Here is a 14,238-nt window from a genome sequence, read left to right as displayed (position 1 = left end):
TGCGCACCGCCCGGCATTCTGCCGATGAGCCGTCAGCGTCCCTCCCCGCCCACCCGGCTGTCGGCTCGTCAGCACTCAGAACAGGGGCAGCTGCCCGGGAAGGTCCGGTACGACATGACCGTCCAGGGACGGCTGCACCGCGCCGAGTTGCGCCTGCCGCCGCGATCCGGGGCAGGAGACGAGTTCCCCGCTCTGCCGCGCCCCGGGCGGATCGTGCCGCGCGAAGCGGCCCGCCACGACGGCGATCTCGCGACGGCACACGGGACAGGCTCTGCGTCGGGAGGACATGCCGTCAGTGTGCCCGCAACGGGACGCCCGTGCGCCACCGCCCGGCCGGCCGACCGTCCCGCACACGACCGGCCGGTCGCCCGACCGTCCGTACACGGCCGCCCGGCCGGCTGACCGTCCCGTACGCACCGGCGGGACGACGGACAACCCCGTACGCCACCGGCTGGACGGCTGACCACAGCGACCCCCGGACGCCTGACCGCCCCGGCCGGCGCCCGGCCGCTCAGGCCGCCTGACCGCTCCCCCTGGCCACCGGCCGCTCAGGCCCCCTGACCGCCCAGATCGTGACGGCGGCGCGGCGGAGCGGGGCGGCGTGGTCAGGTCAGGGTCTCCGCTTCCCACCGGTCGGGGCCGACCCCGCGCCAGTCGATCAGCGGCGAGTCGGCCACCTCTTCCGGTTCGATCTCCAGCCCCGCCCGGCGGAGGAACTCCACCAGGTCCCCCACGTTGTGCGCGAGGCCGAGGATCTCGCCGTCCACCCGCACCCGGCGACCGCCGGTCGGGGACGGCAGGTGCACGATGATGGGACGTTTCCCGGCCATGGCTCCAGCATCATCCGGACCGCCCGGGCCCGCACCCGGGCCGGTCATTCGAGTATTCCCAGTGCGGTGTCCGGCCGGCACAGCGGGCACGCGGGGACACCTCCGTCGGTGAGGGCCCGTACCGCCTGCTCCCGCTCGACGCCCTTCGCCCGGCCGCCGGCGCCCGTACAGCCGCCGACGTGGACGTACACCGCGCTGCGGCCGTTCAGGCCGCGCTCGACGGCCCACTGCGGAGCGTCCTTCCGGACGGCGAGGCGGCGTTGCCGTTCCGCCTCCCGGCGCTCCTCGTCGGCGATCCACCGGTCGATCGACGCAAGCTGCCGGGCAGCCTGATGTTCGACGACACGGCGGGCGAAGCGCAGCATGTCGAGACGCGTCAGCGGACGGTCCTCGTTCACACGTTCGATTCTAGTGAAGTCCGCGGGGAGTGCGACCGGCGGGACCCTCCCAGTCCCGTGCCACTGGATCTCGACCGTTTGCCATCGGACTTCGACGGACGCGAGTTCGTGTCAGCGGAGTTTGATCACCGCAGGTCAGCGACTCAGCGCACGGAAGGTGCGCTGAGTCGCTGACCTGCATTTATGTGCAGTTCCTCGTAAACGTGCAGGTCAGAGCCTTGCGATCGTCATGCAGGCTGCTCGATTCGTGGGGACGGGGGGATCAGGAAGGCTTGACCGCCGAGACCGGGGTGGCGGTCACCTTGTTGTCGCACTCGGCCCACCACCCGTCGTTCAGGGCGACCTGGTGCTTCCCGGAGTGCGGCAGCCCGATGACCATCGTCGGATACACCTTCGGGGTCTTGCCCGACACGCAGTAGCCGTCGGCCTCCCCCTGGACCTGGACGAAGGTCAGCTTCACCCACGCCTTGCCGTGCGGCCGGACCGTCACGTTGGCCGCCCTGCCGGTGGGGGTGACCTTGAGCGGGGTGTTGTGGGCGGGGGAGCCGTTGCCGGCGCCCGCGACCGTCGGATGGCCCTTCAGGACGCACGTCTTCCGGGAGACGTTGGTGAACTGCACGACCGCCGCCCCGGTCCCGGTCCCGACGGGCCGGTGGGCGGCCTGCCAGGCGCTGACCTGGAGGGCGGAGGCCGAGCAGGCGGGCGGCGGGGTGGAGGTGGCGGTGCTCGCCGCCATGGCGGTGCCGGGCAGGATGCCGGTCACCGCCGCCGCGACGGCCGTGACCGCCGTCGTCGCCAGAGCCGCCCTGCGAATGCCGTTGCTGTGACGCATGTTGTCGTCCCCCTGTAGTCGTCTCGTCCGCGGGTTTCGGTCGTCGGTTGTTGCCCCGCGGTACGCGTGGTCGTGGTACGTGAGTGCAGACAGGGCGGGAGAGCGGCAGGGTTCCGTGCGGGACCACTTGTGACGGAACGGTGACGACAGGCTGCACCCGTGCAGATGGCCGTCAGGGCGGACAGAGGCACCTCCAGCGCGCCACGGGTTTACCACGCCCCCGGCGCGCACCGACGGTGCGCTGAGTCGCTGACCTGCGGTGATCAAACTCCGATGACACAAACTCGCGTCCGTCGAAGTCCGGTGGCGAACGGTCGGGATCCAGTGACACGGGACACTCCCACCCGGTGCCGGGAGGCACCGGGCAGCGCCGGCGATCGCCCGCCGCCCGCCCGGCGACAGGCCTCCACGGCTCGGCCACGGGGTGGTGTTCGGCCTTTTCACGGGGTGGTTTCTGGGCACCCAGCCGATATGGGCAGCCCCAGTCCGCCGGGAGCGCCGTCGCGACGCCTGCCTCCGCTGCCGGAGAGCGCCGTGGTGGCCCGCCGGTTCGTACGGTCGGTGCTGGACGGCGTCCCGCCGGACATGGTGGACACCGCCGAGCTGCTGGTCGGCGAGCTGGTCACCAACGCGGTGATCCATGCGCGCACCGAGATCGAGGTGCTGGCCTGGGTCGTCGAGGGCCGGGCCCATGTGCGGGTCAGCGATCACCGCCCGGGCAGCGGGCTGGTGCCGCACGACCGCCATCCCTATGCCTGCACCGGCAGGGGCCTGGCGCTGGTCGAGGAGCTGGCCGCCGCCCACGGCGTGCACAGCGGCGCGGACCGCAAGACGGTGTGGTTCGAGCTGTGGCCCGAGGCGCCGGTGCCGCCGACGTCCGCGTGGGAGACCGTGGCGCCGCCCGGCCGGACGGTGAGCGTGACGCTGAACGACGTGCCCTACGCGTTGTACTGGGCGGCGCAACAGCAGTGGGAGGGGCTGCTGCGCGAGCTGTTCCTCGCCTCCTCCACGGACCGCTGGGCCGGCGTGCGGACGGAGGACATCTTCGTCGCCCAGGACGTGAGCAACATGATCTGCGCGTCCATGACGGTGGCGGTGGAGCAGGAGACTCCCGACAGCTCGACGCTCTCCCTGCTGGTGGGGTTCGCGGTGGATGCCGGTCCGCGCGTCATGACCCTGCGCCGGATCCTGGACGAGGCCGACGCGGCGGCCCAGCAGAGCAGTCTGCTCGCCCTGCCGGCCCTGCCCCAGATCCGGGCCTTCCGTCACTGGCTGCTCGACCAGATCGCCGGCCAGCTGTCCGGGGAAGCGCCCACCGCGTGGACACAGCTGCCCGGTGCGCCGAGCGCCACTCCGACAGATCTCGCGCCCTGGGACGCGAGCGAGGTGGAGGCGGCGCCCGTACCGACCGTCGCGGCCGACGACACCAACCGGATCATCGCGGTGAACAGCGCCGCGGCGTGCCTGCTGGGCTGGCCGGCGCACGATCTCGTCGGGCAGCGGCTGACCGCCGTGATCCCCGAGCACCTGCGCAAACGCCACGTGGCGGCCTTCAGTTCGCTGCTGCTCACCGGCGAGTCCCGCATCCTGGGCCGCCAGATACCGGTGCCCGCACTGCACCATGACGGCCGTGTGATCCCGGTCCGTCTGTCCATCCAGACCCAGGAAGCGGTCGACGGGCGCACCGTGTTCGTCGCACAGCTCACCACGACGACGGCGCCCCCGCCCCGCCGGACACTCCGCGGGACGGCCGGCACGCGACGCGGCCGGTGCCGGGCCCGGTGCACCTGCCGACCACCACCAGGAAGACGAAGACGGTGGCCCCGGCGAGGGCGGCACCGGAGTGGCTCTCCCTGTTCGCCGACACCGGCAGAGCGCTGACCAGCACCCTCGATCCGGAGGAGCGACTGCTGCGGGCGTGCCAGGTCCTGACGCGGGAACTGGCCGACTGGTGCGTGGCGGATCTCGTCGACGAGCACGGCCGGCTGGAGCGGGTCTGTGTCGTGCACCGCGATCCCGAGGTGCCGGTTCTCCGGGGCGCACCTCGGCAGGCTTCCTTCGGCCTCCGAGGCCATGCAGGATTCCCTGCCCAGGGTGCTGCGCGGCGCGGGCCCCCTGCTGGTGACCGACGTGCCCCCGTCCAGCCGGGCCCCCGGTCCCCTGGACGCCCGGCAGGTGGAGCTGGTGGAGCATCTGAGGGCGAGCAGCGCCGTCATCTCGCCGCTGCGGGCCCAACGGGAGGTCTTCGGTGCCCTGACCATGGTCCGCGTCCAGGACGAGCAGCCGTTCACCAAGGAGGACATCCCGCTGATCGCGGAGCTGGTCCGGGGCATCGCCCTCGGGGTGGACAACGCCCGTCTGCACCAGCACACCCGCTCCAACGCCGAACACCTCCAGCGTGCCCTGCTGCCCGAACTGCCCCGGGTGGAGCGGCTGGAGATGGCCGCCCGGCACGTGCCCTCCAGCACCACCGCCGAGGTCGGCGGCGACTGGTACGACGCCTTCGTGCCGCCGGGCGGCGACACCGTGCTGGTCATCGGTGACGTGTCGGGCCACGACCTCCAGGCCGCCGTCGCCATGAGCACACTGCGCAACATGCTGCGCGGTATCGCCGTCGACAGTCCGGAACCGCCCGGGGAGGTCCTGCGCCGCCTGGACCTGGCGAGCCACACCCTGAACCCGCACTCCACCGCCACCTGCGTCTACGGCCTGGCCAAGTGCGAGGGCGACGGCGTGGTGCTGCACCACTCCTCCGCCGGCCACCTGCCGCCGCTGCTGACCACCCGTGAGGGCGAGACCCGTTACCTCGACGCGGGCAGGGGCCTGCTGATCGGCATGGATCCCGGCGTGCCGCGTCTGTCCGCCCGCGACCCGCTGCCACCCGGCTCCACCCTGCTGCTCTTCACCGACGGTCTCATCGAACGCCGCGGCGAATCGCTCGACGAGGCCATGGCCCGCCTGCGCCGGCACACCGCCGGTCACTCCCGGACCCCCCTCGACGTGTTCTGCGACGAACTGATCATCAAGTTCGGTGCCGACACCACCGACGACGTCGCTCTGCTCGCCCTGCGCCCCACCGCACCGGCCTGACCCGCGGCAACTGCATCAACGGATGATCGCCAGGAAGTTTTACAGGCTCACGCATCGTCCGCTTTTCACTCCTCATACCGGCTGCGCGGGCCCAAATAATTGAGCCGGATATTCTTAGTAATCCTTCACCCGTTCGCAGCGCACCCACCACCGGATGGCGGCGTTAGTTACAACATGACGAAGGTAATGACGGGACGGTCGCTGGATTCGGTTCCAGGTTCGTCCCGCTCGACTGCCGGGCGGCCTCCCGTGCGGCTGGGTTCCTACACCTATCTGCCCGCATCGACCGGCATGGATACCACAAAGGGAGTCCTGATGAAGGGTGGACTTCCCGTCACGCTCGAGGTGACCGAAGACATTCTCCAGCAATTCATGGACTCCATCACATTCCTGGAGGAAAGCCTTTCAAGAGGTTGGGTCAGTTCGGGGGTCGCATTCGGCGGCTCCGCGACGGAATGATCGAACCATCTCATGTCACCTGAGTTCGGGTATCACCCCGAGTTCCCCGTCGATTATCCGGACGAATACCAGGGCGGCGGGGGCAGACACCGGGCGCCCACCGACGAGTACGGTCCGCCCCTGGTCGCTCCCGACTCGAGCTGGGACCCCGCGGAGGAACTGGCCTTCATGCTGCGCGACACCATCGAGCAGCAGCCGAGGATCCCGGCGGCACGCCACGAGGACCAGCTCGCCGGTCCGGCCGCGAAGACCCCGCGCGAGGCCCTGGTGGAGCTCACGGCCGAGCTGCCACCGGTGAAGGCTCCGCCCCGGGGCCATCGCAAGGTCAGGACACGGCAGCGTACGAGCAGGATCCGGATCGCCGGCTACGTCATCGTCGCGCTGGCGACGGCCATCGCCTCCGCCGTGAGCACCTTCGGCGGCCTGATCGCCTACGATCCGCTGCGCTTCGTGGCGGCGTCCCGCACGCAGAGCAGTGTGGTCTCCTGGTGGCCCCTGCTGGTGTTCGGCCCCTGGCTGGTCGCGTCGCTGTCCATTCTCCGGGCGGCTCTTTATCAGCGTCGGGCTTTCCATTCCTGGTCCGTGCTTCTGGTCTTTTCCGCCATCGCCATGACGCTGTGTGCCGCGCAGGCTCCGAGAGACATCGTCAGCGCCTCGGCCGCCGCCCTGCCGACTTTCGCGTCTCTCGCCTGTTTCCAGCAGGTGGTACGCCAGATCACCCTTACCAGGCCGCCCAGGCGGACGCTGCCGCGGCACAGGGCGCAAGCCCCCGAATCACTCACCGGTGAAGCGGCGAACGAACAACCACCCCAGTCCGGGATGCCACCGGCAGGCGGCGAACGTCCGCAGAAACACCACGAACGGCTGTCTCCCCGTTCTCCTCAAGCCGGCGCGCCACTGACGCAGCAGAGCCAGAACGACGGCTGGAATCGCTCCGCGGATCAGTCCGGGACGGTTTGGCGTCGGCGGTCGGACGACCTGTGAAAGGCGGGCCGGCGACCCGTGCCGATGCGGGTCTGCCGGCCCCTCCCCTCCCCCGACGGCCATGACCGATGGGCGAGGCCCGACCGCGGGCGCCTCGCTGCCGTCCGGCGCCGGGAACGCACCGACACGGTCGGCCTCGGCCGCGAGACCGGCCGCGGTCCGAGAACAGTTGAAGGCTCGGCATCAATGACGCATGTACGCAGACCCGTTCAGGCGGACCCGGTTGGCCGCCCTGTGCATGGCCAGAGCCCGCCTCCGGCCGGCCACCGGGCCGGAGGCGGCGTGCCGGAGTGCGGACCGTTCCTCCCGCACACTCCAGGCGGGCGCCCGTCCGTAAGAGAGCCCTTGCCCGAACTCCCCGTAAGAGGCGCCAGATGAGCAGCAGCAGCCCCGTCATGGCGCATCCGCATCTCCCCGACGTCGCCCGGCTCGGCCCCCGCCAGCAGATGGCCCTGGACTGTGCCGTGTGCGCCCGCCCGCTGGGAGCGAGCGGCCGGGTGCTGTGTGAACTGCGCCATCGGGGGCTGCTCTTCCGGCTCTGGGTCTGCACGCCCGGCTGCCAGACGCCCGGACCGGTCACGCGGCCCGCGCCCCGTCGGTCCTGATACGGCGCGGGCGGGGATCTCCGCTCCACACGACCTCCCGGCCGCCTCGCAACGACGAGGGGGTCCGCGTCCGCCATTTTTGAACGACGAGAGGATCCGCGTCCGGCATCCGCGGACGTCGAGAGGGCCCGAGTCCAGCATTCTCGCTGGTCACGGGCCCTCTCGTCGTATGACGGTGCCCGGTCCCCCGCCCGAGCGAGGCGGGAGACCGCGAACCGATTCACGGGGCGTGCAACCCGCCGTGGGCGTTTGGGAGTACCTACGGGCGGACGTCCGAGCCGCGGCCACCGCTCCTGGCGGTCGCGGCAGGCCGGCACGCGGGCCCAGCGCGCCGGCCGTCGAGGACCGCCCGGCGGGGTGCCGGGCGGCAGCATTGAAGGGGAAAAAGCTCCGTGGCTCTCAGTTTTGCCAGGAAGGCAGCGATAGCGACCGCCGCGGTCGCCGCGCTCGGAGGGATCTCGTTCGGCGCCTCCGCGAGCGAGGCGGCGGCGGGCCCGGCCGCCCGCCCGGCATCCGCACCCGCGCCCGTGTCCGTCGTCGCCAAGCGGTCCGCTTCCACTCACCAGAAGGTGCCGCAGGTGGTCAGGCAGGTCATCGGCAAGGGCCGGGTGGACGGGCACCGTTGGTCGGTGGCGTTGGAGTTCCACCGGACACTGCCCAAGGGCTACACCCTGCCCACGTACCCCGACGGAACCACCGCACCGGGCACCTCACTGCTGTGCCAGCGCATGTACATCGGCGGCGTCCGCATCGACCACCAGGGCGGCCCCTGGGCCGACTGCCAGCCCGTCACCGGCACACACGACCCCCAGGCCTCGGGCGGACTGGGACTGTGGGGCCTGCACGACAAGGGCCTCAGCGGCAGCCGGCTCATGGTCTCCAACCCCGAAGCCGATGTCGCCTACGGCATCGTCTCCCTCTCCGACGGCACCCAGGCCAAAGCCACCACGGTCACCGTCCCCGGCACCACCTACCGCGCCTGGGCCGCACCCGTCCCCAACGGCCGCACCATCACCAGCGTCGACCAGTACGACGCCCACGACCAGCGGCTCAGCCACGACACCGGCTGGCGCTGACCACTCAGACGAAGGACGGGCACCTCCTGCCGTGCAGCCAAGTGACCGCAGGGCCGCGGACCGCGGACCGGACTCGGAGTTCTCCCGGTTCGTCGCCGCCCGTTGGCGGGCCCTGACCCACACCGCGTACCTGCTCACCGGCGACTTCCACGAGGCGGAGGACCTGGTGCAGACGACGCTGGCGAAGGTGTACCCGCACTGGCCGCGGCTGGATCCGGAGCGCGCCGAACACTACGTTCGGCGCGCCCTGGTCAACACCAATCGCAGCCGGCATCGCCGCCGCAGGATCACCCACCTCCTTCTGCCGTCGCTGCCCGACACCGGTCCCGTCCACGACGACGGGGCGGGTGCCGGGGGCGGGGACGTGTACGACACCCTGGCCCGCGAACTCGCCACGCTGCCCGAGCGGCAGCGGGCGGTCGTGGTGCTGCGCTACTGCGAGGATCTGTCCGTCGAGGAAGTGGCCGACGTGCTGGGCTGTTCGGCCGGCACCGTGAAGAGCCAGGCGTCCCGGGCCCTGGCCAAACTGCGCAGCCGTTCGGCTCTCGCCCGCAACTTCCTCCCCAGCCGCCCTGCAGAGGCACGATGACTTCCGACCACGGCCAAGAAGACTGGGTACGCGCCGCCTTCGCCCGGTCGCGCGACGCCTACCCCTCGTCCCCGGCTCCCGTCGACCGGATCCTGACCGCCGCGCGCACCCGCAGAAAACGCCGCCGTGCCGCGGCTGCCTTGGCCAGTGCCGCCTGCGTCCTCGGCCTCGGCCTGGCAGTTTCGTTCCTGACGTCACCGCCCGGTGCCGAAAGCCCTGCGAGCCGGCCCTCGCCCCGCACGAGCCCCCCTGCCACGCCGGCGCCCAGCACGGTCAGTGTCCGGGTGGCGGAGGGCACGACAGGCGGTCAACGCTGGTCGGTGGCGTTGGAGTTCCACCGGACACTGCCCAAGGGCTACACCCTGCCCACGTACCCCGACGGAACCACCGCACCGGGCACCTCACTGCTGTGCCAGCGCATGTACATCGGCGGCGTCCGCATCGACCACCAGGGCGGCCCCTGGGCCGACTGCCAGCCCGTCACCGGCACACACGACCCCCAGGCCTCGGCCGGTCTGGGACTGTGGGGCCTGCACGACAAGGGCCTCAGCGGCAGCCGGCTCATGGTCTCCAACCCCGAAGCCAATGTCGCCTACGGCATCGTCTCCCTCTCCGACGGCACCCAGGCCAAAGCCACCACGGTCACCGTCCCCGGCACCACCTACCGCGCCTGGGCCGCACCCATCCCCAACGGCCGCACCATCACCAGCGTCGACCAGTACGACGCCCACGACCAGCGGCTCAGCCACGACACCGGCTGGCGCTGACCACCGCGGCCGGCGAGCCGGCTGACCGGCACGGCGTCACTCTCACCGGTGAGCAGTCGCAGTACGGCCGTGCGCGCGGGCACGGCCAAGCGTGGTCGGCCCGAGCGGCCGAGGACCGCATCCACTCGCGGAAGGCGGCGGTCGCGTCCTCCTCGTGGCGCGTTCGGCCTTGGGCGTCCAGGACGCCTTGTGGCGCGGTCGGCCCTGGGCGTCGAAGACGCCTTGTGACGCGTTCGGCCCTGGCGTCGAAGACGTCCTGGGCGTCGTGGGGACCGGCGGACTCGCGGCCTCAGGAACAGAGGTTCACGTGCCGGACGGCCAGGACGTGTCCCGCCGCGTCGATCAGCCGGCTGCGGGCGAGGTGTCCGCCGGCCACCGCATCGGTGATCGCCGTGGCGATCGAGGACGTCTGGGAGCCGACATTGCTCCCCAGGTCGAACAGGACCATGTCGGCGCCTGAGCGCAGGGCCTGGACGGAGGCGGCGGGGACGCTGAAGCCGGCGGCGGAGATCGCCTTGGCGCTGAGGGAGTCGGTGATCACCAGCCCCTTGAAGCCCAGCCGGCCGCGCAGCACGGTGTTGATGCCGGTCGGCGACAGGCTCGCCGGATTGGTGCCCAGGCCCGGAACGACGTTGTTCGAGACCATGATGGCCGGGGCGCCCGCCTTGATGGCCGCGGTGAACGGCGGGATGGCCACCTTTTGCAGGGTGGACCAGGGCAGGGTGCGGGCGGGACCGAAGTCCGAGTTGTAGCTGGAGCCGCCGAGGCCCGGGAAGTGCTTGACGACCGGGATCACGTGTCCGGCACGCAGCCCGTTCATGTACGCGACGCCGTCCTTGGAGACCACCGAGGTGCTGCCGCTGAAGGACCGCCATCCGTCGGGGTTGGTCCTGCCGGGGGCCACGTTCCTGCCGTCGACGTCGACCACCGGCGCGAGGTCCATGTTCACCTGGGCGGCCGCCATCCTGGTGGCGACCTTCGTGACGTTCTGCTGGATCTGGTCCGGGGTCCAGTGCGCGCCCATGTACGCGGGCCAGGGCAGGGACCCGGCGAGGTTCGCCATGCGCTGGATGCCGCCGCCCTCCTCGTCGGTCATCACCAGCAGGCCCAGGTGCCCGGGTACGTGGGACTTCAGGGTGGTCAGCCGGGCGCCGAGGTCGGAGGGCGCCTTGCTGCCGAACAGGATCACACCGCCCGCACCGGCGCTCACCTCGGGAGTGGCGTCGGACACCGAGGCCTCCGACACCGGGACGGCGATGGTCAGCATGGCCAGCCGACGGTTCGACCACCCGGCCAGCTTCGTGCTGTTGGTGCAGGCGGCGGCTGCGGCGCGGTCCGGCGCGGAGGACGTCGGGGAGTGGATGTGCCTGGCGGAGGGTAGGCCGGGGCCACTGGTGGACGGGGATGACGTGAGGGTGTCCGCAGCCCAGCCCGTCAGCAGCATCGCCGCCGCGGCGGTGGCGCTCAGTCTCCTCGCCTTCGCGGCCCGGCCCGGGAGCCGTGGTGGTGCTGTCGTGCTGGTGCGGTCACGGTACGACGGGAGGTTCATCGGCTGGCCTCCTTCGGTAGGTCGCGACGGTGCCCGTCGCGCTGAGGACCGTAGGAGCCGAGGTGGGCTCCCCACAGCGTGAGATGCGCTTCAGCCGGTATTTGTTCGAGGCTCCGCGGTCACCGTCCACCAGAGTCTCGCGTTTCGGAGCCGCCCGGGAAGTGGCGTCGACCAATCGGCCGGTCTCCCTGGCCGGTCGTCCGTCGCCCGTCGGCTGTCGGCCCGACAGCTCCGGGACGCGGGGAAGATCGCGGGCCGCGCGTGGCTCACCCTGGCGGGCTGCTGAAGCAGTCCCTCTCCAGCAGGTGCTCCGGCGCAGGTGCTCCAGCGCGGGTGCTTCAGCCGCGGAACAAGTGAGACAAGTCGGCAATTTCTGGATCTGCTCGAATGTCGCCGACCAACGCAAAGACCCCCTCCACTCTGCGTATCCGCAGTTAGGAGGGGGCCTTACTCAGCGTGGCGGCGCCAGGATTCGAACCTGGGAAGGCTGAGCCGGCAGATTTACAGTCTGCTCCCTTTGGCCGCTCGGGCACACCGCCGGGTTTTGATGCCGCTCGAACCCCGCTTTCGGCGGTGTTCCCCGGCAACGACGTAAACAATACCCGATAGACGGGGGTGCTCCGCCACCCGGTTGATCTCCACCCCCGGGGTCGCGAGGTGGCTAGGCTGGTGCGGATGCGGCCCGGTCCTGGACCGGGCCCGGCGGTCGCCGCCGCGCACGCCGGCACGCACCCGATACGCACCCGATACAAGGAGCCACAGGACATGGCCGACTCCAGTTTCGACATCGTCTCGAAGGTCGAGCGGCAGGAGGTCGACAACGCCCTCAACCAGGCCGCCAAGGAGATCTCGCAGCGCTACGACTTCAAGGGCGTGGGTGCCTCGATCTCGTGGTCCGGTGAAAAGATCCTCATGGAGGCGAACTCCGAAGACCGGGTGAAGGCCGTCCTCGACGTCTTCCAGTCCAAGCTGATCAAGCGCGGTATCTCGCTGAAGGCACTGGACGCGGGCGAGCCCCAGCTCTCCGGCAAGGAGTACAAGATCTTCGCCTCGATCGAGGAGGGCATCTCCCAGGAGAACGCGAAGAAGGTGGCGAAGATCATCCGCGACGAGGGCCCCAAGGGCATCAAGGCCCAGGTCCAGGGTGACGAGCTGCGGGTCAGCTCCAAGAGCCGCGACGACCTGCAGACCGTGATCGCCCTGCTCAAGGGCAAGGACTTCGACTTCGCGCTGCAGTTCGTGAACTACCGGTAGGACAGGCAGGACGAAGAAGCCTGAGGAGAAGGGTGGGCACCCCCGTGGTGCCCACCCTTCCGTGCTGAACCGGCGCCCCGCACCGGCGTGCCGCGCTCAGTCGCGGGAGTTGCCGAACAGGATGCGGTAGACGATCAGCAGCACCAGGGAGCCGCCGATGGCCGCGGCCCAGGTCGCGCCGTCGTAGAAGTGCTTGCTGACCGGGTGGTCGAGCCAGCGGGCCGAGATCCAGCCCCCGATGAACGCGCCCGCGACGCCGATGAGAGTCGTGCCGATGAAGCCGCCGGGGTCACGTCCCGGCAGCAGGACCTTGGCGATGGCTCCGGCCAGCAGTCCGAGGATGATCCAACCGATGATGCTCATGCCGTGAACCTGCCCTTCCGCGCTGTGTCCGCACTGTCCGGGCCCTAGGTTTCCGGTGAGGACCCGCCGTCCGTCGCGCGCGTGTTCGTGCCGTGTCGATGAAGAGGACGTCACGGGCCCGGCCGCCGGTTGCCGCGCTCAGTAGGGTGCGGCGCATGACACCTACAGGTACTGGTCTGCGCCGCGGTCTGGGGGTGCGGGACGCCGTGGTCGTCGGCCTCGGTGCGATGATCGGCGCCGGCGTCTTCTCCGCTCCGGGACCGGCCGCACGGGCGGCCGGGTCCGGGCTGCCGGCCGGGCTGGCCGTCGCGGCCGTGGTGGCCTACTGCAACGCCATGTCCTCGGCCCGGCTCGCCGCCCGCTACCCGGCGTCGGGCGGCACGTACGTGTACGGCAGGGAGCGGCTGGGTTCCTTCTGGGGGCACCTGGCCGGCTGGGCGTTCGTGGTCGGCAAGACGGCCTCCTGTGCGGCGATGGCGCTCACCGTGGGCGCGTACGTGTGGCCGGGACAGGCGCACGCGGTGGCGGTCGCCGCCGTGCTGGCCCTGACCGCCGTGAACTACGGCGGCATCCAGAAGTCGGCGTGGTTGACGCGGCTGATCGTGGCCGTCGTGCTGGCCGTTCTCACGGCCGTGGTCGCCGCGTGCCTCACCTCCGGGCGGGCCGAGGCGGGCCGGCTGGACGTCGGCCTGTCGTCGGGTGCGGGCGGGGTGCTCCAGGCGGCTGGGCTGCTGTTCTTCGCGTTCGCCGGATACGCGCGGATCGCCACCCTCGGGGAGGAGGTGCGCGATCCTGCGCGCACGATTCCGCGGGCGATCCCGTGGGCCCTGGGCATCGCTCTGGTGGTGTACGCGTGCGTGACCATCGCCGTGCTCGCCGTCCTCGGTGCCGGCCGGCTCGGGCAGACGGCGGCGCCGCTGGCCGACGCGGTGCGGGCGGCCGGGGTGCCGGGGCTCGTGCCGGTGGTGCGGGCCGGGGCGGCCGTGGCCGCGCTGGGGGCTCTGCTCTCGCTGATCCTCGGGGTGTCGCGTACGACGCTCGCCATGGCGCGGGACGGGCACCTGCCGGGTGCGCTGGCGGCCGTGCACCCGCGGTTCCGGGTGCCGCACCGGGCGGAGGCGGCCGTGGGCGCGGTGGTCGCCGTACTGGCCGCGACGGTGGACGTGCGCGGCGCGATCGGTTTCTCGTCCTTCGGCGTGCTGGTCTACTACGCCGTCGCCAACGCCTCGGCCTGGACGCTGAGCGCGGCCCCGCCGTCCCGCGTGGTGCCCGCGGTGGGTCTCCTGGGCTGCGCGACCCTGGCGTGCGCGCTGCCCGCGGCCTCGGTGGCCGTGGGTGCGGGCGTGCTCGCGGTGGGCGTGGCGGCCTATGGCGTACGGACGTGGCGGGCGGGCCGGCGCGGGGCGTGAGGGTGCCGTCGGCGGGCCTGACGGGCGTTCGGG

16 protein-coding genes and 1 tRNA gene are annotated in these 14,238 nt (G+C 71.5%); 10 read left to right on the top strand and 7 right to left on the bottom strand.

All coding sequences use genetic code 11. The annotated features are described in order from the left end of the window. Positions 1–75 precede the first annotated feature (75 nt). From JK361_RS13395 to JK361_RS13380, 4 genes are all read right to left on the bottom strand, one after another. On the bottom strand, positions 76–288 hold the full coding sequence (locus JK361_RS13395; protein WP_201816699.1) for a hypothetical protein: 213 nt from the start codon (positions 286–288) through the stop codon (positions 76–78). Positions 289–605: 317 nt separating this feature from the next. Continuing rightward, positions 606–830, bottom strand: a complete 225-nt coding sequence (locus JK361_RS13390) for a hypothetical protein (RefSeq protein WP_201816697.1) — start codon at positions 828–830, stop codon at positions 606–608. A gap of 44 nt (positions 831–874) precedes the next feature. Next, positions 875–1,228: a DUF6233 domain-containing protein gene (locus JK361_RS13385; RefSeq protein ID WP_201816695.1), complete on the bottom strand. Its 354-nt coding sequence runs from the start codon at positions 1,226–1,228 to the stop codon at positions 875–877. A 262-nt stretch (positions 1,229–1,490) separates the two neighbouring features. Then, complete coding sequence (locus JK361_RS13380) at positions 1,491–2,060, bottom strand: DUF4232 domain-containing protein (RefSeq protein ID WP_201816694.1); 570 nt, start codon at positions 2,058–2,060, stop codon at positions 1,491–1,493. Positions 2,061–2,531: 471 nt separating this feature from the next. On the opposite strand from JK361_RS13380, the gene JK361_RS41230 reads away from it, so the two are divergent. From JK361_RS41230 to JK361_RS13350, 8 genes are all read left to right on the top strand, one after another. After that, positions 2,532–3,941: an ATP-binding protein gene (locus tag JK361_RS41230; protein ID WP_236052914.1), complete on the top strand. Its 1,410-nt coding sequence runs from the start codon at positions 2,532–2,534 to the stop codon at positions 3,939–3,941. A gap of 192 nt (positions 3,942–4,133) precedes the next feature. Next, a complete protein-coding gene (locus tag JK361_RS41225) occupies positions 4,134–5,150 on the top strand; it encodes a PP2C family protein-serine/threonine phosphatase (protein ID WP_236052913.1) in 1,017 nt (338 codons plus the stop codon). A 174-nt stretch (positions 5,151–5,324) separates the two neighbouring features. Beyond that, positions 5,325–5,609, top strand: coding sequence for a hypothetical protein (locus tag JK361_RS13370; protein ID WP_236052912.1), 285 nt, complete (start codon positions 5,325–5,327; stop codon positions 5,607–5,609). A 12-nt stretch (positions 5,610–5,621) separates the two neighbouring features. Then, the gene (locus tag JK361_RS13365) at positions 5,622–6,593 is read left to right on the top strand and encodes a DUF2637 domain-containing protein (RefSeq protein WP_201816692.1); all 972 of its coding nucleotides are present in this window, start codon (positions 5,622–5,624) and stop codon (positions 6,591–6,593) included. A 374-nt stretch (positions 6,594–6,967) separates the two neighbouring features. Then, positions 6,968–7,198 (top strand): hypothetical protein, encoded by a 231-nt coding sequence (locus JK361_RS13360; RefSeq protein ID WP_201816678.1) that lies wholly within the window; start codon positions 6,968–6,970, stop codon positions 7,196–7,198. A gap of 392 nt (positions 7,199–7,590) precedes the next feature. Further along, positions 7,591–8,274 (top strand): hypothetical protein, encoded by a 684-nt coding sequence (locus JK361_RS42395; protein ID WP_236052911.1) that lies wholly within the window; start codon positions 7,591–7,593, stop codon positions 8,272–8,274. Positions 8,275–8,305: 31 nt separating this feature from the next. Continuing rightward, positions 8,306–8,863, top strand: a complete 558-nt coding sequence (locus JK361_RS42040; RefSeq protein WP_251094536.1) for a SigE family RNA polymerase sigma factor — start codon at positions 8,306–8,308, stop codon at positions 8,861–8,863. A gap of 320 nt (positions 8,864–9,183) precedes the next feature. Further along, positions 9,184–9,630 carry a hypothetical protein gene (locus JK361_RS13350; protein WP_201816672.1) on the top strand — a complete coding sequence of 149 codons (447 nt, stop codon included), beginning with the start codon at positions 9,184–9,186 and terminating at the stop codon, positions 9,628–9,630. Between the two features lie 289 nt (positions 9,631–9,919). Here the strand turns inward: JK361_RS13350 and JK361_RS13345 are convergent, their stop codons facing one another. Beyond that, a complete protein-coding gene (locus JK361_RS13345) occupies positions 9,920–11,179 on the bottom strand; it encodes a glycoside hydrolase family 3 N-terminal domain-containing protein (protein ID WP_201816670.1) in 1,260 nt (419 codons plus the stop codon). A 457-nt stretch (positions 11,180–11,636) separates the two neighbouring features. Next, a tRNA-Tyr gene (locus tag JK361_RS13340) sits at positions 11,637–11,718 on the bottom strand. Between the two features lie 226 nt (positions 11,719–11,944). Here JK361_RS13340 and JK361_RS13335 point away from each other — a divergent pair. Beyond that, positions 11,945–12,433, top strand: coding sequence for a YajQ family cyclic di-GMP-binding protein (locus JK361_RS13335; RefSeq protein WP_201816668.1), 489 nt, complete (start codon positions 11,945–11,947; stop codon positions 12,431–12,433). A 96-nt stretch (positions 12,434–12,529) separates the two neighbouring features. Here JK361_RS13335 and JK361_RS13330 read toward each other — a convergent pair whose 3' ends face one another. Beyond that, the gene (locus tag JK361_RS13330) at positions 12,530–12,796 is read right to left on the bottom strand and encodes a GlsB/YeaQ/YmgE family stress response membrane protein (protein ID WP_132857171.1); all 267 of its coding nucleotides are present in this window, start codon (positions 12,794–12,796) and stop codon (positions 12,530–12,532) included. A 155-nt stretch (positions 12,797–12,951) separates the two neighbouring features. Between JK361_RS13330 and JK361_RS13325 the strand changes: the two genes are divergently transcribed. Next, entirely contained in the window at positions 12,952–14,205 is a 1,254-nt protein-coding gene (locus tag JK361_RS13325; RefSeq protein ID WP_201816667.1) for an APC family permease, read from the top strand. Positions 14,206–14,238 lie beyond the last annotated feature (33 nt).

Origin of the sequence: Streptomyces musisoli, assembly GCF_016741855.1 — a bacterium.
Lineage (GTDB): Bacteria > Actinomycetota > Actinomycetes > Streptomycetales > Streptomycetaceae > Streptomyces > Streptomyces musisoli.
Note: the sequence above shows the minus strand (reverse complement) of the source record. Positions and strands in the feature narration are given on the sequence as shown.

What these genes read in the sequence shown, in the direction of transcription:
- JK361_RS13395 (WP_201816699.1), bottom strand. Translation starts at nt 288, where the DNA reads ATGTCCTCCCGACGCAGAGCCTGTCCCGTGTGCCGTCGCGAGATCGCC.
- JK361_RS13390 (WP_201816697.1), bottom strand. Translation starts at nt 830, where the DNA reads ATGGCCGGGAAACGTCCCATCATCGTGCACCTGCCGTCCCCGACCGGC.
- JK361_RS13380 (WP_201816694.1), bottom strand. Translation starts at nt 2,060, where the DNA reads ATGCGTCACAGCAACGGCATTCGCAGGGCGGCTCTGGCGACGACGGCG.
- JK361_RS41230 (WP_236052914.1), top strand. Translation starts at nt 2,532, where the DNA reads ATGGGCAGCCCCAGTCCGCCGGGAGCGCCGTCGCGACGCCTGCCTCCG.
- JK361_RS41225 (WP_236052913.1), top strand. Translation starts at nt 4,134, where the DNA reads ATGCAGGATTCCCTGCCCAGGGTGCTGCGCGGCGCGGGCCCCCTGCTG.
- JK361_RS13370 (WP_236052912.1), top strand. Translation starts at nt 5,325, where the DNA reads ATGACGAAGGTAATGACGGGACGGTCGCTGGATTCGGTTCCAGGTTCG.
- JK361_RS13365 (WP_201816692.1), top strand. Translation starts at nt 5,622, where the DNA reads ATGTCACCTGAGTTCGGGTATCACCCCGAGTTCCCCGTCGATTATCCG.
- JK361_RS13360 (WP_201816678.1), top strand. Translation starts at nt 6,968, where the DNA reads ATGAGCAGCAGCAGCCCCGTCATGGCGCATCCGCATCTCCCCGACGTC.
- JK361_RS13345 (WP_201816670.1), bottom strand. Translation starts at nt 11,179, where the DNA reads ATGAACCTCCCGTCGTACCGTGACCGCACCAGCACGACAGCACCACCA.
- JK361_RS13335 (WP_201816668.1), top strand. Translation starts at nt 11,945, where the DNA reads ATGGCCGACTCCAGTTTCGACATCGTCTCGAAGGTCGAGCGGCAGGAG.
- JK361_RS13330 (WP_132857171.1), bottom strand. Translation starts at nt 12,796, where the DNA reads ATGAGCATCATCGGTTGGATCATCCTCGGACTGCTGGCCGGAGCCATC.
- JK361_RS13325 (WP_201816667.1), top strand. Translation starts at nt 12,952, where the DNA reads ATGACACCTACAGGTACTGGTCTGCGCCGCGGTCTGGGGGTGCGGGAC.